General features: G+C 38.6%; 19 protein-coding genes. 7 read left to right on the forward strand and 12 right to left on the reverse strand.

The window, feature by feature from the left end:
* Window positions 1–207: 207 nt before the first annotated feature.
* Both ligA and zipA read right to left on the reverse strand, forming a co-directional pair.
* Window positions 208–2235: an NAD-dependent DNA ligase LigA gene (ligA, locus tag JEP36_RS02405; protein WP_198629836.1), complete on the reverse strand. Its 2028-nt coding sequence runs from the start codon at window positions 2233–2235 to the stop codon at window positions 208–210.
* Between the two features lie 58 nt (window positions 2236–2293).
* Window positions 2294–3319 (reverse strand): cell division protein ZipA, encoded by a 1026-nt coding sequence (zipA, locus tag JEP36_RS02410; RefSeq protein WP_409281909.1) that lies wholly within the window; start codon window positions 3317–3319, stop codon window positions 2294–2296.
* A gap of 226 nt (window positions 3320–3545) precedes the next feature.
* Between zipA and cysZ the strand changes: the two genes are divergently transcribed.
* Window positions 3546–4316, forward strand: coding sequence for a sulfate transporter CysZ (gene cysZ / locus JEP36_RS02415; RefSeq protein ID WP_198619742.1), 771 nt, complete (start codon window positions 3546–3548; stop codon window positions 4314–4316).
* A gap of 117 nt (window positions 4317–4433) precedes the next feature.
* Here the strand turns inward: cysZ and JEP36_RS02420 are convergent, their stop codons facing one another.
* The gene (locus JEP36_RS02420) at window positions 4434–4964 is read right to left on the reverse strand and encodes a hypothetical protein (protein WP_232797507.1); all 531 of its coding nucleotides are present in this window, start codon (window positions 4962–4964) and stop codon (window positions 4434–4436) included.
* A 235-nt stretch (window positions 4965–5199) separates the two neighbouring features.
* On the opposite strand from JEP36_RS02420, the gene cysK reads away from it, so the two are divergent.
* The 4 genes from cysK to crr all read left to right on the forward strand — a co-directional run bounded on the left by cysK (window position 5200) and on the right by crr (window position 9165).
* Window positions 5200–6153 carry a cysteine synthase A gene (gene cysK / locus JEP36_RS02425; RefSeq protein ID WP_109370945.1) on the forward strand — a complete coding sequence of 318 codons (954 nt, stop codon included), beginning with the start codon at window positions 5200–5202 and terminating at the stop codon, window positions 6151–6153.
* Between the two features lie 330 nt (window positions 6154–6483).
* A complete protein-coding gene (ptsH, locus tag JEP36_RS02430; RefSeq protein ID WP_006533407.1) occupies window positions 6484–6741 on the forward strand; it encodes a phosphocarrier protein Hpr in 258 nt (85 codons plus the stop codon).
* Window positions 6742–6878: 137 nt separating this feature from the next.
* Window positions 6879–8606 (forward strand): phosphoenolpyruvate-protein phosphotransferase PtsI, encoded by a 1728-nt coding sequence (gene ptsI, locus JEP36_RS02435; RefSeq protein WP_198619741.1) that lies wholly within the window; start codon window positions 6879–6881, stop codon window positions 8604–8606.
* Between the two features lie 49 nt (window positions 8607–8655).
* Window positions 8656–9165, forward strand: a complete 510-nt coding sequence (gene crr / locus JEP36_RS02440) for a PTS glucose transporter subunit IIA (RefSeq protein ID WP_036935451.1) — start codon at window positions 8656–8658, stop codon at window positions 9163–9165.
* Window positions 9166–9715: 550 nt separating this feature from the next.
* On the opposite strand, the gene cysM is transcribed toward crr, so the two are convergent.
* The 8 genes from cysM to JEP36_RS02480 form a co-directional block, all read right to left on the reverse strand.
* Window positions 9716–10600, reverse strand: coding sequence for a cysteine synthase CysM (cysM, locus tag JEP36_RS02445; RefSeq protein ID WP_198625812.1), 885 nt, complete (start codon window positions 10598–10600; stop codon window positions 9716–9718).
* Between the two features lie 174 nt (window positions 10601–10774).
* Window positions 10775–11863 carry a sulfate/thiosulfate ABC transporter ATP-binding protein CysA gene (gene cysA, locus JEP36_RS02450; protein WP_198629837.1) on the reverse strand — a complete coding sequence of 363 codons (1089 nt, stop codon included), beginning with the start codon at window positions 11861–11863 and terminating at the stop codon, window positions 10775–10777.
* 32 nt (window positions 11864–11895) lie between these two features.
* Window positions 11896–12738 carry a sulfate/thiosulfate ABC transporter permease CysW gene (gene cysW, locus JEP36_RS02455; protein ID WP_196534097.1) on the reverse strand — a complete coding sequence of 281 codons (843 nt, stop codon included), beginning with the start codon at window positions 12736–12738 and terminating at the stop codon, window positions 11896–11898.
* The gene (cysT, locus tag JEP36_RS02460; protein WP_072068681.1) at window positions 12738–13571 is read right to left on the reverse strand and encodes a sulfate/thiosulfate ABC transporter permease CysT; all 834 of its coding nucleotides are present in this window, start codon (window positions 13569–13571) and stop codon (window positions 12738–12740) included. Before cysT ends, cysW begins: the two co-directional genes overlap by 1 nt.
* On the reverse strand, window positions 13571–14590 hold the full coding sequence (cysP, locus tag JEP36_RS02465; RefSeq protein ID WP_198619737.1) for a thiosulfate ABC transporter substrate-binding protein CysP: 1020 nt from the start codon (window positions 14588–14590) through the stop codon (window positions 13571–13573). Before cysP ends, cysT begins: the two co-directional genes overlap by 1 nt.
* Window positions 14591–14826: 236 nt before the next feature.
* Window positions 14827–15723 (reverse strand): Dyp-type peroxidase, encoded by an 897-nt coding sequence (locus tag JEP36_RS02470; RefSeq protein ID WP_109370951.1) that lies wholly within the window; start codon window positions 15721–15723, stop codon window positions 14827–14829.
* Window positions 15724–15876: 153 nt separating this feature from the next.
* Entirely contained in the window at window positions 15877–16473 is a 597-nt protein-coding gene (locus JEP36_RS02475; RefSeq protein WP_232797508.1) for an RpoE-regulated lipoprotein, read from the reverse strand.
* Between the two features lie 350 nt (window positions 16474–16823).
* Window positions 16824–17261, reverse strand: coding sequence for a GNAT family acetyltransferase (locus JEP36_RS02480; RefSeq protein ID WP_109371471.1), 438 nt, complete (start codon window positions 17259–17261; stop codon window positions 16824–16826).
* A gap of 133 nt (window positions 17262–17394) precedes the next feature.
* On the opposite strand from JEP36_RS02480, the gene hemF reads away from it, so the two are divergent.
* On the forward strand, window positions 17395–18303 hold the full coding sequence (gene hemF / locus JEP36_RS02485) for an oxygen-dependent coproporphyrinogen oxidase (RefSeq protein ID WP_198619736.1): 909 nt from the start codon (window positions 17395–17397) through the stop codon (window positions 18301–18303).
* An 89-nt stretch (window positions 18304–18392) separates the two neighbouring features.
* Here hemF and JEP36_RS02490 read toward each other — a convergent pair whose 3' ends face one another.
* Window positions 18393–18740 carry a hypothetical protein gene (locus tag JEP36_RS02490; RefSeq protein ID WP_232797509.1) on the reverse strand — a complete coding sequence of 116 codons (348 nt, stop codon included), beginning with the start codon at window positions 18738–18740 and terminating at the stop codon, window positions 18393–18395.
* Window positions 18741–19046: 306 nt separating this feature from the next.
* On the opposite strand from JEP36_RS02490, the gene JEP36_RS02495 reads away from it, so the two are divergent.
* Window positions 19047–19961 (forward strand): Gfo/Idh/MocA family protein, encoded by a 915-nt coding sequence (locus JEP36_RS02495; RefSeq protein WP_198629838.1) that lies wholly within the window; start codon window positions 19047–19049, stop codon window positions 19959–19961.
* The last annotated feature ends 47 nt before the right edge of the window (window positions 19962–20008 follow it).

Genomic DNA, 20008 nt, shown 5'->3' on the forward strand with positions numbered 1-20008 from the left:
AAATCTTGTAGAGCATTTTATGTAACGCGTAACATTACGATGTGACTACTGTCACAATCTCATGAAACCGCATACACACTATTTATTAAATAAGATAGGTTGATCACACTTTGAAAGTTACTTAAGAAACATTAAATGTGAATTTAGCTTAAGTGAAAATGCCACTGAGAAGATTTCCCCAGTAGCATTTATTAAATATTAGGATGATTATTTCGATTGATCAAGTAATCGTATCATTTCATCTTCATCGATAACAGTTATCCCTAATTCGTTAGCTTTCACTAACTTAGAGCCTGCTGCTTCACCCGCAATGACCATGTCAGTTTTTTTAGAAACACTTCCACTTACTTTTGCGCCTAACGCCATTAATCTGTCTTTTGCTTCATCACGCGTTAACTGTGCAAGTGACCCAGTTAACACAACGGTTTTACCCGCAAAAGGATTATCACCCGCTTCATGAGTCACAATAACAGGCGCTTGCCATGTAATACCGGCATCATTGATCAATTGATCAATAACCGTTCTATTGTGTTCCTCTTGGAAGAAATTAACGACATGTTTAGCGACGACATCACCCACATCAGGGACTAATTTTAGCGCTTCTACATCTGCATTTCGTAATTCATCAAGGGTTGAGAAATGTGTTGTCAATCCACTTGCTGTTGCTTCACCGACTTCTCGAATACCAAGTGCATAAATAAAACGTGCAAATGTCGTTGATTTAGCCTTATCTAAAGCAGTGATCAATTTTTTAGCTGATTTTTCACCCATTCTCTCTAAACCAGATAGAATTTTTTCATCTAAACAGAAGAGATCTGCTGGTGTTTTGACATATTCTTTCTCAACCAGTTGGTCGATAATTTTATCGCCCATTCCATCGACATCCATAGCTCGACGTGAAACAAAATGTTTAAGTGCTTCTTTACGTTGCGCTCCACAAATTAAGCCACCAGTACAACGAGCAACCGCTTCGCCTTCAATGCGCTCAATATCAGAATCACAAATAGGACAATGTGTCGGAAAGACAATTTCTTTAGCATCATCAGGGCGCTTTTCTTCAATCACACTGACAACCTGAGGAATAACATCACCAGCTCGACGAATAACGACCGTATCGCCAATGCGTATTCCTAAGCGTTCAATTTCATCAGCATTGTGTAACGTTGCATTACTCACAACAACACCTGCAACTTGAACAGGTTCTAAACGCGCAACAGGTGTAATCGCTCCAGTGCGCCCTACTTGGAATTCGACATCTTTGATAATCGTCATTTGCTCTTGAGCTTGGAATTTATAAGCAATAGCCCAGCGTGGTGCTCTTGATACGAAACCCAGTTCCTCTTGCAATGCAATATCATCAACCTTGATAACAACCCCATCAATATCAAAACCTAAATTGGGGCGAACTTCTTCTACATGGTGATAAAAATCAAGTACTGCTTTGCTACCAGTGCAAAGTTTTACAGCATCGCTAACAGGCAATCCCCACTTTTTAAATTGTTGTAGGCGCTCATAGTGACTTGTAGGTAATTCGCCACCTTCAAGTACACCGACACCATAACAGAAAAAGGTTAATGGACGTTTTGCTGTAATACGAGGATCAAGCTGTCTTAATGAGCCAGCTGCGGCATTGCGAGGATTAGCAAAAACTTTTCCGCCTGTGCGGCGCGCTTCTTCGTTTAAATATTCAAAGCCTTTTTCATTCATAAAGACTTCGCCACGAATTTCAATACGAGCAGGAATATCTTCACCATATAAACGCAGTGGAATAGCTTTGATTGTTCTCACATTCTCAGTGATATTTTCCCCTGTTGTGCCATCACCACGCGTTGCAGCTTGTACTAATACTCCATTTTCATAAAGTAAACTCACTGCCAATCCATCTAATTTTAATTCACAACAGAAAGTGATCTCTTCACTATTTTTTAAACGATCACGTAAACGCTTATCAAAAGCCAGATAGCTTGTTTCATCAAAAGCATTATCTAAGGAGAGCATCGGAATTTCATGTCTCACTTGCTCAAATGCCGTTAGGGGTAAAGCACCAACTCGCTGTGTAGGCGAATCAGAGGTAATTAATTCAGGGTGTTCAGCTTCTAATGCTTTTAGCTCATTCATTAAGCGATCGTATTCAGCATCAGGTATTTCAGGTGCGTCCATGACATGATAGAGATATTCATGGTGACGTAGAGTAACGCGAAGTTTATCAATTTTTTGTTGAGTGTTTTTATTCATGATTATCACCAAAGAAGAAAAACCCCCGCAAGCGGGGGCTTTTTTTACAGATATAAAGCTATTGATTTAAATCCAGCGTCCTGCGAATTCTAGATTTATAAAGCTCGATTTTTTGTGGCGTTAAGAGTTTGCGTTCATCATCCAGCACAACACCACCTACATCAGATGCTATTCGTTGAGCCGTAAGTAACATCAATTTAAAGTTTTGATTAGCATCACCATAAGATGGCACCATCATAAACATCGATACACCTGGTGTCGTTAATTCAGCCATCGTATCAATGTTAAATGTTCCTGGTTTCACCATATTCGCTAAACTAAACAACACAGGCCCATTGGCTGTTGGGTTGAGATGACGATGGAAAATATTCATTTCGCCAAACTGGAATCCAGCTTGAATGATACTTTGCATCAACACTTCACCATCCAGCATTTGACCATGATGTGCACTTACGTTTAGAACAATAACCAGCTCTTTCTCTGCTTCTGTTGCTTGCGGAGCAGATTCAACTTTTGGCTCTTCAGCCGGAGCATGATGCGAAGCCTCAGTTTCAACAGGAGTCACATGAGCCGTTGTCTCTGAAATTGAAGGCTCAAAACTCGCTGATGGGCTTACTGTATTAACGTGTGATTTTATTTCACTCGCAACATTAACCACAGGAGCTTGTTTTGGCTCATCCCTAACAATCGGTACAGGCTCATTTTCAATAACATCAAAAACACCAAGGCTTGGCTCTTGCTGTAATGAAGTGTCGTGAGAATTCCCTTTTGTTTGGTTTTCAGACATTAATGGATCTCTATCTACCACTGAAATTTCAGGTTCATGTAGAGGCTCCGATTTTATCGGTGGCTCACTCTCCCGCTTTTCAGTAGAGGATAAAGTTGATGTCTGATGACTAACCTCAGCATATTGTGGTTCGTCATCGTTCTCATCTGACTGATAATTCTGTTTCTGACGTTTTACTGGGCGATTACGGAAAAGCTTAGAACGCTCTTTTCGACCAATCCATAAGCCGTGTAATAACAAAGCTATGATTAAAATCGCACCAACAACGATTAATATCAGACGCAAATTTTGCTGCATCATTTCTATCTCTGTTGTCTTGAGGTTTAATAGCCACGTTGGCAAATATTACTTTTTACTAAGAGTATTTGCCAATGCTCATAAGTGCAAGCCAATACTTAATTTTCTTGTCACAAAGATACACACTTCAATCTCTTATGCGCGTTTTTTAGACAATTCATGACTAGTAAGGCTGATTATCTCCCTATATGATACTAGCTTGCCCTCATTGGAGAGAATAGGAAGTATGACAAATTTGACAGAAACGAATAAAAATTTAAATGGATTTCATTATTTTGCTCTTGGTTGGCGTTTAATTACACGCAAAGGGCTGAAGCGTTTTGTTATCTTACCCTTACTTGCCAACATTATTATTCTCGGAAGCGCTTTTTGGTGGCTATATGGTCAAATTGATGGCATGGTCAATTGGATGATGGAAAAAATTCCTGATTGGTTACAGTGGTTGAGTTATTTGATCTGGCCATTATCCGTTATTTTTATCTTATTAGTGTTCACTTATTTCTTTAGCACCTTAGCCAACATTATTGCTTCTCCGTTTAATGGATTATTGGCTGAAAAATTAGAAGGCCAAATAACTGGCATTGCCCCACCAGATACGGGTGTTGCAGGTATATTGAAAGATGTTCCACGTATTTTAAAGCGTGAGTTAACTAAAATAGCTTATTATTTACCTCGCGCTATTGTTTTGTTATTGCTCTATTTTATTCCTGCTATCGGACAAACCGTTGCGCCTGTTTTATGGTTTGCTTTTGGTGCTTGGATGATGGCAATTCAATATAATGACTTTCCATTTGATAACCATAAAATTTCATTTGCAGAGATGAAATCTTCGCTTAAACAGGATAAATGGAATAATCTTCAATTTGGTATGATTATTAATATTTTTACCATGATCCCTATTCTAAATTTAGTCATCATGCCAGTTGCGATCTGTGGTGCAACAGCAATGTGGTGCGATCGTTATCGTAAACAACATGTGCAAGATGGGCAGTGGTAAACCTAATTTAGCGACATATCGATAAATATAAAAAAACCCCGTTTTATTCTTCTTAGACGGGGTTTTATTTTATGGTTTTTCTAAAATGTGATTTAGCTTATTTTGTTATTAACCAGACTACTCAATTAATGAACGAATATAATCTTTCGTTTCTTCTCTATCCATCGGCTCACGCTCATTAATACCCATTTCAAAGATATTTAATGCGCCATCTAGTTTTTCAATAATCTCTTCATCATCTCGAATGCAGAGAATATAAGCATTTTCAAACGGTGTGAGATCGACCAATCGTAACCCTTTTTCTGTCAAAAAGTGGTTAATATATTCCAAATAAGGTAGTTCATAAGGCAACATATAAGGATCTACACTCACCTCATCCCAGTCAATATTTTCAACTTGAGATAAAATCAACGCACTCGGTGATTCAGGCAAAGAGATGTGCTCTAACGATTTTAGATCAGGAATATCACCGAAATATTCTGTCCACTCCACATAGTCCATTAATCCTTGAGCTGAGAGTGATTCATATAGCCAATTAAGGACATCTTCTTGAGCATCTGACTCGGGTAAATTTTCACGCAAAGCTTGCGCATCTAATTCAGGTACGGCGAGTTCAAGCGCACTAATCAACTCTTCAATGGTTTCCATTATGACCCCTGTATTTGCAGTAAATGTGGTTAAAAATAGATTATCAGCCATCAATATACTGTACATCTCTTGATTTATTAATTTGTGAATCGTCTCACTGACTCTTGATTAGAACCTTTTGGAATAAAAAGAGAAAAAAGGTATAAGTATATTCATAAAGCTTATTTCCATCTTTAGCTTGATGGCGTATGGTAATTTCATCTGACCTTATAAAAATTATGTACCGAGGATAAAAATGAGCAAGATTTTCGAAGACAACTCGCAAACTATTGGGCACACTCCCTTAATTCGCTTAAAACATTTCGGAAATGGCAACATTCTGGCTAAAGTGGAATCTCGTAACCCAAGCTTCAGTGTAAAATGCCGTATCGGTGCCAACATGATTTGGGATGCAGAAAAAAAAGGCATTCTTAAAGAAGGCGTTGAGCTTGTAGAACCTACCAGTGGTAATACTGGGATTGCTCTGGCTTATGTTGCAGCAGCTCGTGGCTACAAATTAACACTGACGATGCCAGATACCATGAGTGTAGAACGCCGTAAATTACTCAAAGCATTAGGTGCTAATTTAGTGCTGACTGAAGGCGCAAAAGGCATGAAAGGTGCCATTGATAAAGCCAATGAAATTCGTGATAGCGATCCTAAGCGTTACCTTTTACTACAACAATTTAGTAATCCAGCTAACCCAGAAATTCATGAAAAAACCACAGGTCCTGAAATCTGGAATGATACTGATGGTGAAGTAGGTGCTGTTATTGCTGGCGTCGGCACTGGTGGTACTATTACGGGTATTGGTCGCTATTTGAAAAAGACACAAGGTAAAGCGGTAACAATGGTTGCTGTTGAACCAGTAGGCTCCCCTGTTATAACTCAAGCTCTCGCAGGTGAAGAAATAAAACCGGGTCCACATAAAATCCAAGGTATCGGAGCTGGCTTTATTCCTGAAAACCTAGATTTATCGTTACTGGATCGTGTTATTCAAATCACTAACGAAGAAGCCTTTGATACTGCTCGTGAACTGATGACTAAAGAAGGTATTCTTGCGGGTATTTCTTCAGGTGCAGCTATTGCAGCTGCAGTAAAACTCGCAAAAGAACCAGAATTTGCAAATAAAGAAATTGTGGTTATTTTACCTTCTTCAGGTGAACGTTATTTAAGCACTCCACTTTTTGCTGACATTTCTGACAGCTAAATCGCGTCATCTCAATTGTAAAATATTTATTAAAAAAGCACCTCAATGGTGCTTTTTTTGTGGTAGAGATCAAAGTTTGTTATCCAGACAGGTGATTTATTTCTTCGAGTTTAGTATTTAATCAATTAATTATTTCGAAGGTCGAAATTAATCAGAAAATAACCGAGATGACAAAACGAACTCTTTTATCTTTCTGAACACTATTTTTATCAGATGACGCTTTACGGCTTAATATTATCTGATATTGCTACGCAAAGCAGGACAAATTCATCTACACTTACTAAGTCCTGACTTAATGTGAACAATTGAGTTATAAAAGGAAAAAATCCTATGTACCAGCAAGAAGTTACTATTACAGCACCAAACGGCTTACATACTCGTCCTGCGGCACAATTTGTAAAAGAAGCCAAAACATTTTCTTCTGATATCACGCTTATCTCTAGCGGTAAATCTGCCAGCGCTAAGAGCCTTTTCAAATTACAAACTTTAGGCTTAACCCAAGGTACTGTTGTAACTATCTCTGCTGAAGGCGAAGATGAAAAACAAGCTGTTGAAGCATTGGTAAAATTAATGGCGGAATTAGAGTAATTCGCAATTAAGCATTAACGCACTATTTATTCCCCTGAAACCATTCAGGGGAGTTAATTTCAATGATGATTTTAAAACAACAGTATTTTGCAATCCTATTCTTTTAAGATTATCACCAGCAAGTCGTAGGATAAATTATGATTTCAGGAATTTTAGCGTCACCCGGTATCGCATTTGGTCAAACCCTTCTCCTCAAAGAAGAACCTATCATCATTAGCCAACGTAAGATCCAAAGTGATGAAATTGAAAATCAAATCGAACGCTTTAAAGACGGTCGTAACAAATCTGCACAACAACTAGAAATTATTAAAGAGCGTGCTGAAAAGAACCTTGGTGCGGATAAAGCCGAAATCTTTGAAGGCCATATCATGTTGCTAGAAGATGAAGAGTTAGAACAAGAAATTGTTACTCTTATCAAAAGTGACAAAAAAACCGCTGAAGCTGCGGTTCAATCTGTTATTGAAGATCAAGCAACCGCATTAGAAGCGTTAGATGACGAATATCTAAAAGAACGTGCAGCTGACGTTCGTGATATTGGAAAACGCTTAATGCGCAATATCTTAGAGATGCCAATTATCGATTTAAGTGCTATCTCAGAAAAAGTTATTTTAGTTGCAACTGACCTTACCCCTTCTGAAACTGCGCAATTAAGCTTAGACAACGTATTAGGTTTTATCACTGACTTAGGTGGCAGAACATCTCACACATCTATCATGGCTCGTTCATTAGAAATTCCAGCTATCGTGGGAACATCTAATGCGACACAAACAATTAAAAAAGACGATTATCTTGTTCTTGATGCGATTAATAACAAAATCATTATTAATCCATCAGATGAGGAACTCGAAGCATTAAAAGCTATTAAAGAAGAGTATCTACACGAAAAAGAAGAATTAGCAAAACTCAAAGACTTACCTGCTATTACACTTGATGGGCATCAAGTCGAAGTTTGCGCTAATATTGGTACAGTTCGAGATGTTGCTGGTGCTGAACGTAACGGTGCTGAAGGTGTTGGTCTGTATCGTACAGAGTTCTTATTTATGGATAGAGACTCTTTACCAACAGAAGATGAGCAATTCCAAGCCTATAAAGCGGTAGCTGAAGCTGTAGGAAGCCCAGCGGTCATTATTCGTACTATGGATATTGGTGGCGATAAAGACTTACCTTACATGAACCTACCAAAAGAAGAGAACCCATTCTTAGGCTGGCGTGCAATTCGTATTTGTCTTGACCGTAAAGAGATCCTTCATCCACAATTACGTGCTATCTTAAGAGCATCTGCTTTTGGTAAACTACGCATTATGTTTCCAATGATTATCTCTGTTGAAGAGATCCGTGCATTGAAAGCAGAACTTGAAATACTGAAAAGCCAGCTTCGTGAAGAAAAGAAAGCTTTTGATGAATCTATTGAAGTCGGTGTGATGGTAGAAACCCCAGCCGCAGCAGTGATGGCTCGTCATATGGCAAAAGAAGTTGACTTTTTTAGTATTGGGACTAACGATCTAACACAATATACTCTGGCTGTAGACCGTGGAAATGAGCTGATATCTCATCTATATAATCCAATGTCACCTGCAGTACTCAACCTGATAAAACAGGTGATTGATGCATCACATGCTGAAGGTAAATGGACTGGAATGTGTGGTGAACTTGCTGGAGATGAACGAGCAACATTGCTCCTTCTCGGCATGGGATTAGATGAGTTTAGTATGAGTGCGATTTCAATTCCTCGCATCAAAAAAGTGATCCGTAATGCGAATTACGATGATGCAAGAGCACTAGCAGAGCAAGCACTTGCTCAGCCAACTGCAAAAGAATTGATGGACTTAGTAGAAACTTTTACTAAAGAAAAGACACTATGCTAATCGCATTAGCCAGAGCCCGGTCCCAACTACAATAATTAGGAGAAGATTCATGGGTCTGTTTGATAAATTAAAATCACTGGTTTCAGAGGAAAAGAAAGGCAGTGGCACGATTGATATTGTTGCACCACTTTCTGGTGAAATCGTCAATATCGAAGATGTTCCTGATGTTGTTTTCGCTGAAAAAATCGTAGGTGACGGTATTGCTATCAAACCTGCTGGTAATAAAATTGTTGCGCCAGTCGATGGTACTATCGGTAAAATTTTCGAGACTAACCATGCTTTCTCTATTGAGTCTGACAACGGTATCGAGTTGTTTGTCCACTTCGGTATCGACACTGTTGAACTGAAAGGTGAAGGGTTTAAACGTATCGCTGAAGAAGGTCAGCAAGTAAAAGTAGGTGATACGATTTTAGAATTTGACTTAGCTGTATTAGAAGAAAAAGCAAAATCAGTTCTAACTCCGGTTGTTATCTCTAATATGGATGAAATTCAAGGTTTAACCAAAATGACAGGCCCAGTTACTGTTGGTGAAACCGTTATTATTCAGATTAAAAAATAATCTTCTGTGATGTTCTCTATTTAAACCGCCACCAATAATGTGGCGGTTTTTTATATTTAAAAAACACAAACTAAAAACTAAAAACTAAAAACTAAAAACTAAAAACTAAAAACTAAAAACTAAAAACTAAAAACTACTCTAACTCATTCGACGATGTTCTTACTCTAAATAATTCAAGGTGTAGCTAGGCGACAAGTGAATAAGTCCCTAGGAGCATACATTAGTATGTGACTAGGGTGAGTGAACGCAGTCAACAACGCTATAACTTGAAGTATGACGCGTAAAATGCTCTAAATAATTCAAGGTGTAGCTAGGCGACAAGTGAATAAGTCCCTAGGAGCATACATTAGTATGTGACTAGGGTGAATGAACGCAGTCAACAACGCTATAACTTGAAATATGACGCGTAAAATGCTCTAAATAATTCAAGGTGTAGCTAGGCGACAAGTGAATAAGTCCCTAGGAGCATACATTAGTATGTGACTAGGGTGAGTGAACGCAGTCAACAACGCTATAACTTGAATTATGACGAGTAACGCTACAACTTGAATTATGACGAGAAAACGCCCGTAGATAAATAACGATCACCCCTATCACACACAATCGCAACAATCACCGCACCAGGATTCTCTTTTGCAACGCGCAGAGCGCCAGCAACAGCCCCTCCAGAACTTACGCCACAGAAGATACCCTCTTGGCTAGCTAACTGGCGCATCGTCTCTTCTGCTTCGATTTGAGACATATCTATCACACTATCCACCAGCTCTTTTTTAAAGATACCCGGCAAGTACGCTGGTGACCAACGACGAATACCTGGAATTTGGCTTTTTTCTTCAGGCTGAAGGCCTATCACTTGCACACTATTAGATTGTGTTTTTAAGTAACTTCCCACACCTGTGATTGTACCCGTTGTTCCCATACTCGAAACAAAATGCGTAATACGACCTTGTGTTTGTTGCCAAATTTCAGGGCCTGTTGACATAAAATGTGCTCTTGGATTATCGGGGTTATTAAATTGGTCTAATACCTTACCTTCGCCCTGTTGTTCCATTTGTTGTGCGAGATCTCGCGCACCTTCCATACCGATTTCACGACTCACTAAAATCAATTCTGCGCCATAAGCTTGCATTGATGCTTGACGCTCTTTACTCATATTCTCAGGCATTAGCAGCTTTAAACGGTAACCTTTTACCGCCGCAATCATCGCTAAGGCAATCCCCGTATTACCACTGGTTGCTTCAATCAACGTATCACCCGGCTTTATTTCACCGCGTAATTCCGCTTGTTCAATCATCGATAATGCAGCTCTGTCTTTTACTGAACCTGCGGGATTATTACCTTCAAGCTTAACCCAGATTTCAGCGTCTACCTCTTGTGTAAGTCGTTGTAGTTTTACTAATGGTGTATTACCAATAAATTGTTCTAACCCTGCCACAATAAGTCCCTGCTCATTTGTTTGTCTGTATTAATGAAGAAATCACATTTAACTTATTAACGCAATAACATTAACGTTAATTCGATAAGTCTCTACACTTTCGTAAAAACCAAAACACCCACGCTAAAAATAAGCATGGGTGAGAAATAATAAAAGGCTATGCTATTAATAAAATTAAGCGGTATAAGCTAACGATACTGTATTTAAGGGAGTATCTCCCGTATATAAACGGGCTTGAGCACCTCCCATATAATAGGTATTTCCTGTTGCTGGCGCCGAAGAAATATCATTCCAAATTGCAGTAATAGGTGTTTCACTCCATCCTAATGGCTGTAAAATTAACTGCCAATAATGCCCTTTGGGTGATACCTCAATAACCTTAACGGGTAATCTGCAAACACTATTGGCATGTGCACTTAATGCAATTTCCCACGGACGTAAGAACACATCTACCGAACCTTGATAAAGCGGTGTCACAGATAATGGCAAGTGATATCCCCCGATCTGTAATTGAGCGCCATTAATTTCACCTTTTAGGTGGTTCACATCACCTAAAAATTCTAAAACAAAGCGACTTTTTGGTGATTGCCACACTTCTTGTGGTGTTCCTACTTGCTCTATTTTGCCATTTCCCATAATCACAATGCGATCAGCTACTTCCATCGCTTCTTGTTGATCATGAGTGACGAAGACACTGGTAAATTTAAGCTCTTCATGCAATTCACGTAACCAACGGCGTAATTCGGTTCTCACCTTGGCATCTAAAGCACCAAAAGGCTCATCTAATAACAAAATTTGAGGTTCAACGGCCAATGCTCTTGCTAAGGCTACACGCTGTTTCTGTCCGCCTGACAATTGTGCAGGATAACGTTGAGCTAAATGAGGCAATTGGATCATCTCTAATAACTGCTCAACTTTTTTATGAATTGCGTCTTTGCTAGGGCGCTCACGACGGGGCAATACGGTTAAACCAAAAGCGATATTCTCAAATACGGTCATATGACGAAACAATGCATAATGCTGAAAAACAAAACCGACTTTGCGATCTCTCGCATGTAATCGGCTAACATCCTGCCCTTCGAAACGAATACTTCCTTGGGTTTGATGTTCAAGACCTGCAATAATACGTAAAAGTGTCGTTTTCCCCGAGCCTGAAGGCCCTAACAGCGCCACCATTTCACCTGAAGCCACATCAAGACTGACATCATGCAACACTTCAGTGCGATCAAAATATTTTGTGACACTATTAATTTCAATACTCATATTTTGCCTCTACTTTTGTGTAAATAATGATGTCATTGCTGACGAGCTAAGTGCCATTGCAATGCACTTTTAAACATTAAAGTGAATATTGCCATCATGGCGAGTAATGCAGCCGCCGTAAATGCACCAACGGTATTGTAATCTTGATGAAGTAATTCCACTTGTAACGGTAGTGAATAGGTTTCGCCACGAATAGCACCAGACACCACAGAAACCGCACCAAATTCACCAATTGCTCTAGCATTCGTTAATACAACACCATAGAGCAATGCCCAGCGAATATTAGGCAACGTCACTCGCCAAAACATCTTCCAACCACTCGCTCCTAATAACACGGCGGCTTCATCTTCTTGGCTACCTTGGCTCATCATCACTGGCACCAGTTCTCTGACTACAAAAGGGCAAGTGACAAACACCGTAACTAATACCATTCCCGGCCATGAGAACATAAGCTGGATATCAAATTGCGATAACCACTGCCCAGCCCAGCCATTACTACCGTAAAAAAGCAGATAAAGTAATCCAGCAACCACTGGAGATACTGCAAATGGAATATCTATCAACGTCATTAACAGTTGACGCCCCGGAAAACGAAAGCGCGTGACAAGCCATGCCATACTGACACCGAACAACATATTGACAGGTACAGTGATTAGCGCGATGAGAACCGTTAACCAGACAGCATGTAACATATCGCTGTCTAATAAATTCTCAGTAAATATTTCAACGCCTTTTGAAAACGCGGTCATAAAGATCCACGCAATAGGCACAACTAAAAATAAAATGGATAACACAACGCCAGTAAAGATTAACCCCCACTTTACCCAATCAATTTGGCGACGATATACCGAGCGTTGTTGCATAATATCTGACATCAATGCCCCCTTAACCGTTGACCAAATCGGCTTTGTAATCCATTAATTGAAAACAGTAAGACTAATGAAACAAGTAAAATTACAGAAGCAACGGCACTTGCCGCAGGATAATCAAATTCTTGCAATCGAATAAAAATCATCAAAGAAACGACTTCTGTTTGCCATGCAATATTGCCAGCAATAAAAATAACGGCGCCAAACTCACCTAAACTGCGCGTAAAAGAGAGCGCGGTTCCCGCTATTAGTGCCGGTGATAACTCAGGTAATACAACCTTACGAAAAGTCTGCCAACGACTCGCTCCTAGCGTCTCAGCCGCTTCTTCATACTCAGGGCCTAACTCTTCAAGAACTGGCTGAACCGTTCTTACAACAAAAGGTAAACTGGTAAAAGCCATAGCAACGGCAATGCCAATCCATGTATTAATGACTTTTATATCAAATTTATCCAATACAAAACCGTACCAGCCTTGTGTTGAAAAAAGCGTTGCGAGTGTCAAACCAGCAACAGCCGTAGGTAAAGCGAAAGGCAAATCCATTAAACCATCAAGCAGTTGTCTACCTGGAAAACGGTAACGAGTAATGATCCACGCAAGCAACATACCGAAAATAGCATTAAAAATGCTGGCAACTGCCGCCGCTAATAGCGTGACTTTATAAGCGGCCACAATTTGTGGATGCGTGATTACTGCCCAATATTGAGCCCAACTCATATCAGAAAGTTGCACAACCAGCGCACTCATTGGTAACAGTAAGATCAAGCAGGTATAAAACAGTGTTCCACCTAAACTTAATCCAAATCCCGGTAAAACCCGTTTGCTGGTTGTGGTAAACATTATTGACGTCCTTGCGCTAATAACTTGTCAAGCATGCCATCTGTCGTGAAATGTGTTTTCATCACGTTATTCCAGTCACCAAATACTTCTTCAACCGTAAATAGTGACGTTTCTGGGAACTGTGCTATTTTTTCAGCCATGACCGCTTTATCATTTACGCGATAATTAAATTGCGTGATGATCTCTTGTGCTCTCGGGCTGTATAAATAGTTTAGATAAGCTTTTGCCAGTGCTTCGGTGTCGTTACGTTGAACATTTTTATCAATCCAAGCGACTGGAAATTCAGCTAAAATATCAACAGGTGGCACAATGACTTGATATTCATCTTCACCATATTGTTGACGAATATTATTAACTTCAGATTCAAAGCTTATTAATACATCTCCGAGTCCACGTTCAATAAAAGAAGTCGTTGCACCACGGCCTCCTGTATCAAACACCTCAACATTCTTGAGGAATTTCTTCATCGCTTCTTGTGTTTTCTCATCGTTACCATAAGCTTTTTCAAAAGCGCCCCACGCGGCTAAATAGGTATAGCGACCATTACCCGATGTTTTAGGATTAGGGAAAACCACTTTGACATCTTCACGGGTTAAATCTTCCCATGAAGTAATGTTCTTGGGATTTCCTTTGCGTACTAAATACGCCATGGTGGAATAATAAGGTGAACTATTATTAGGAAGACGTTGTTGCCAATCAGCAGGAATTAATTTGCCTTTATCATGCAAAATTTGCACATCAGTAACTTGGTTATAGGTCACTACATCCGCAGGTAAACCTTGCAATATTGCAAGTGCTTGCTTAGAAGAGCCTGCATGTGATTGTTTGATGGTGACTTTATCGTCAGGATGTTGTGCATCCCATTGCGTTTTAAAGTCGCTGTTTAGCTGTGTGAATAACTCTCTGGCGATATCATAAGAGCTATTAAGTAATTGAGCCGCCCCTGCATAACTACTAACCACCAAAGACAATGCTGCGGTTGCTTGTAATGCAAAGGTTCTGATCATGTTTTTCTTCATTAAAAGTACCCATCATTGTAAGTTTTATTCTAATGGTTACTCTATCGACTTTATTTATAACAGTGTAGTTAGCTTTTGTTATTTGATATAACTATAAGATATTAAAAATGAATAAAACTCAGGCTAATTAATTAAATTTGCATCAATTACTCTTTATATGAAAAAAATTCAGACAAAAATGCCCGCTTTTAAAGCAGGCATTTCATTAATAAAGCGTATTTAACACTAGATAATAATCACAGTGATTTTAATACTTCATAAGAAGGTGCGAAGTAATAACTTCCCGTTACAGGTTTACTCATACGTAATAGGTCATCATGTTTGCCGTCTAATTCACCAAACATGCTCAATAGTTGCTGCTCGATGTTATATAAACGACCACAGTAAGCTAAGAAATATAAACCATGTTTACCGCTTGCAGTACCGTAAGGCAGGCTGTGGCGTAAAATCGCTAGCTCTTCACCATCTTCTTCAATCACAACACGAGAAACGTGAGATGTCACATTACGCTCAGATTCATCAAGTTCAACACTATCTTTTTTAGTGCGACCGATCATTTTTTCTTGGTCTGATTCACTAAAACGAGCCCATTTTTTCAGGTTATGCTCATAACGTTGCACTAAAACATAACTACCGCCAGCATCAATGCCGTCATTAATTAGTGCAACACCATAACGTTCATCATCCTGTGGATTTTCTGTGCCATCAATGAAACCACTTAAATCGCGCTCTTCTATCCAACGGAAACCATGAATTTCTTCTTCAACTTTGATTGCATCACCAAAAGCAGCAATTGCGGCTTGTGCTAGTGAGAAATTCACATCATGACGCATAGATTGGATATGAATAAGAAGATCGCGCTGTGTTGCAGGCGCTAAACCTTTACCTAGAGGGCGAAAAGGTTTGAGCTCTGGTGCGCTATTTTCATCGGAAAGTTTTTTCCAGAGATCAGAACCAAATGCAACAACTGCGCCTAGTGATGCATCAGGAAATTGCTTTTGTAAATCAGATAATGATTGCATGAATTTCTGACATCCTTCACGCAGAGCCTCTAATTCACCGACAACCATTGCTTCGATAAAAAGACCAAATTTACTATGTGCGACTAAAATGCCACTTTGTGCATGAGACATATTGCTTTCCTAATCAATAATCAAAACACCTAGAATGATGTTAATTATATCGAATATTTTTTTCTGAAGATTTGCCTTTTAACAAAAATCGGACAGTCTGATTATAAAATCTTCCTTGTTTTATAAGGAATAGCATAAGGAATAGCGTGAAGGCTATTTGTTCTGCCAAATAATTTGCGTTAACGTCCAGTTAGATAGAACTTCATCAGGTGGCATTAATCCATCAGGACCATCCCATTGACCACTAAAGACATAACTCACCGATTTAGCTTCTGTGGATTGACATAAAATAGTTCTCTGTTTTTCATCTTTAGAACCTTTGCTGCACACACCAAATGCTTTTTTATAGATATCTTTAAATGGTGTACCCATCGTTGTACCCCAATCTGTCGTAGCCTTGGCATCAAAGACTTCTATTTTCTCAACAGTGCCTTTTTCTTTGCCATAGAAAGCCACTTGAACTTTATTATCTTCAAGCGCTTGGACTACAACAATAATATCGCTACCTTGCATCTCCATGCCTTCACGATAATTGAAGCTACTCCCTAGCTCATTTTTTATTTCACTTTCTGCTATTTTGGTTGAGCTGGTAATATTTCCTAATCCATTGGCAGAAATTGTTAACGTATCATTTGAAAACCAATTCATCGGATTTAGTGCAGAAAAAGACATTCCTCCCATGGATGAACAGCCACTTAATAGCAAAACACTTGTGCTTAAACACAAGGGTAACCAAAACTTAGGCATCATTTATTTCTCCGTTAAACTTTTTCGTCACACATTAAAATAGATATTGAGGTTATTAAGTACACCTTATCTTACTCTTTGTATCGTCTCAATCATCAGACTAAAACTGTCGCAATAAGTCAGCATAACAAAATATTTACTGATTTGATCTTAGATAACCACATGAAAAGAAAGCCTAGTTACGACCATCAACATAACATTTTGTTCCACAGAAAAGGCAATATCAGATTTTACGCATAAAATAAGAAGTACAAATGTAAGAATAGAAACAAAGAAAAAAGAGATGAGCATAAAGGGAAGAATAGAAAGGGAAGAGAAATAACCCCTAAAGATATCAGGGGTTTTAAACACAATTAAAGATCAAAATCCTGATCAACAATTAATCGTTTAGTATAAGTTGTGCTTTCTTGGTTTTGATCTTCATACAATAACTTCTCAAACATACAAATTGTTGCATCATTTTCTTCTGGTACAACTAATGTAATTTGAGGACACCCTTTCGCGATCAGCTTTTTCTCTAACCGAGAGATCAATGCATTCGCAATGCCTCTTCCTCGAAAATCTGGATGAACGCCCAAATAGTATAAAGAACCACGATGACCATCATAGCCCCCCATCACACTACCCACGAGTTCACCCGCGACTTCGGCGATCAGAAACAAATCTGGTGAGTGGTTTATTTTTCTTTCAATATCAATTTCAGGATCGTTATCAGGCGATATCAAATCGCAACGCTCCCAAAGTGTAATAATTGCCTCAAAATCATCTTGGCGAAATACACGTATTTCCATGGTTTTGCCCATTATCGGTCACATAAATCTGAATTTATTATCGCTTGTTTAGTTTATGAATCAACTTGAAAATGAGAACATAGACAATATGGAGTTCTATTTTTAATAAATATGATAAAAATTGTAGGTTATTATGAATTTGCCTGATATTCATCGCGTTAAAGAATTTTTCTTATCACTACAAGATACGATTTGTCGCTCTCTTGAAAACATAGACCAAAAAGCCACTTTTCAGCAAGATAACTGGGAAAGAAAAGAAGGAGGCGGTGGTCGTACTCGCGTTTTAACCAATGGCGCTCTTTTTGAACAAGCTGGCGTCAATTTCTCGCATGTTTATGGCGACACATTACCGAAATCTGCCACTGCACATCGCCCTGAATTAGCAGGACGTCGTTTTCAAGCAATGGGTGTTTCATTAGTAATTCATCCTCTTAATCCTTATATTCCAACTTCTCATGCTAACGTGCGTTTTTTTATTGCTGAAAAAGAGGGAGAAGATCCTGTTTGGTGGTTTGGTGGTGGCTTTGACTTAACACCTTATTATGGGTTTGAAGAAGATGTTATTCATTGGCATAAAGTAGCTAAATCGGTTTGTACTCCTTTTAGTGAAGATTATTACCCTCGTTATAAAAAATGGTGTGATGATTATTTTTATATTAAACACCGCAATGAACCTCGTGGTGTAGGTGGCCTTTTCTTTGATGATTTAAATACTCCAGATTTTGACCATTGTTTCGAATTTGTCCAACAGGTTGGGCTTGGTTATCTTGATGCCTATTTACCTATTGTTGAAAAGCGTAAATCAATGCCTTGGGGAGAGCGTGAACGCCAGTTCCAACTCTATCGCCGTGGCCGCTATGTTGAATTCAATTTAGTGTGGGATAGAGGTACATTATTTGGCTTGCAAAGCGGCGGAAGAACAGAGTCCATTTTAATGTCGATGCCTCCCTTAGTCCGTTTTCAGTACAATTACTCGCCCGAACCGAATACCCCAGAAGCAAAGTTATACAGTGACTTTTTGATCCAAAAAGAGTGGGTATAAAATACTTCATTCATTGAGAGCAAAGCCACATTAAAAATGTGGCTTTACTAGAATCAAACGAGAAGTTTAATAACAAATATTTCCTAAAATCAATTAAACAAAAAAGCCAGTAAACCTGTCACTTTATTTTTGTTTTCCCACCCTTCTGCTCTCATACAGGTATTGAAATAGTCTTTACGTTCCCATTCATTAGCATCGGAAGGAAGAGATGCTCCTGCGCCTGAATTAGGAATATCTTTACCATTTATACTCATAGGAGCAAAAGAAGGCTGGCTTGAAGCCACATATCTCGCGGGATATCGCGCTTTAGCTTCTTGCATACACATATTCTTAGCAATATCTAACGGTGATGGATTTGTAGTTTTTGCTTCCCATTTTTCAGGTGTTGCACATGCAGAAAGCGTAAAAATTGATGCAATGATGATCGTTTTTTTCAAAGTAATAGCTCATTAAGACGAATGGGAATCAATTGCATTTTAGCTATTTTCCGAAAGAAATAATTAATTTTTTATGAAGCTTAATCTCATTGAATAATTATTGAGCATAAAAAACGACAAATTAAATGTTAAATAAGCTGTGACACCTCATTTAAGACAGTGATATCTATTTTTCATAATTTATCTCACTAAAATATATCAAAACTCCCATCATGCAAGTATGTTGAAAAAATATAAAATTGAAAAATTTATCATTTTTCTTGTCTTAAACTAATCATGCGATCTAAGAAATAAGGAAGGTAAATAATGAGAAAATTACGTATTGGTATGGTCGGTTTAGGATCAATTGCACAAAAAGTTTATCTACCTATTTTAAGTAAAGCTTCTAAGTGGGAATTTATAGGCGCATTTTCACCTAATCAGGAAAAAGGGAATATAATTTGTGCCACTTATCGTATCCCTTTATTCACTAGCTTAAGTGCTTTAGCTCAACAGTGTGATGCGATATTTGTACATAGTACAACTTCAAGTCATTTCGAAGTTATAGACTATTTATTAAACGCAGGTGTACATGTTTATGTTGATAAACCCTTAACAGAACATATTCACCAATCTGAGGCACTTATTGAGCTTGCTGCCAAGAAAAATAAAAAACTCATGGTGGGTTTTAATCGCCGCTTTGCCCCCTTTTATCATCAGTTGAAACAAAATATTACCCACCTTTCTTCTTTAAGAATTGATAAACATCGATGTGATAGTGTCGGCCCTAAAGAGACTCGTTTTACCTTGTTTGATGACTATTTACATGTTGTTGATACAGCGCTTTGGTTAGCAGGTTCAAACGCTAAATTATTAAGTGGTAGTATTATCCAAACAAAAGAAAATGTACTTTTTTATGCTGAACACCATTTAAAAATCAACGATTGCTGGATAACAACATCAATGCACAGAAAAGCAGGAAGCCAGCAAGAGCAGATTATTGCCGTTGATGAAGATGCAATCCATCAAATTACAAATATGAATTTATGGCGCAGTGAAAGCAGAAGTAGGCTCACTGAAAAACATCCAGAAAATTGGGACCCCATTTTATTACAACGAGGTTTTATTGGGGCGGTGGAACACTTTATTGAATGTGTTACGAATAATACAGAGCCATCGACAAGTGGAGAGCAAGCCATTGTTGCTCAACTCATGATAGAAAAAATGTTAGCTAATCAATAAATTCCAGGTATAAAAAAACTGAGTTCATTATAAATTGAACTCAGTTT

This window comes from Proteus sp. PR00208 (assembly GCF_016238545.1).
GTDB lineage: Bacteria > Pseudomonadota > Gammaproteobacteria > Enterobacterales > Enterobacteriaceae > Proteus.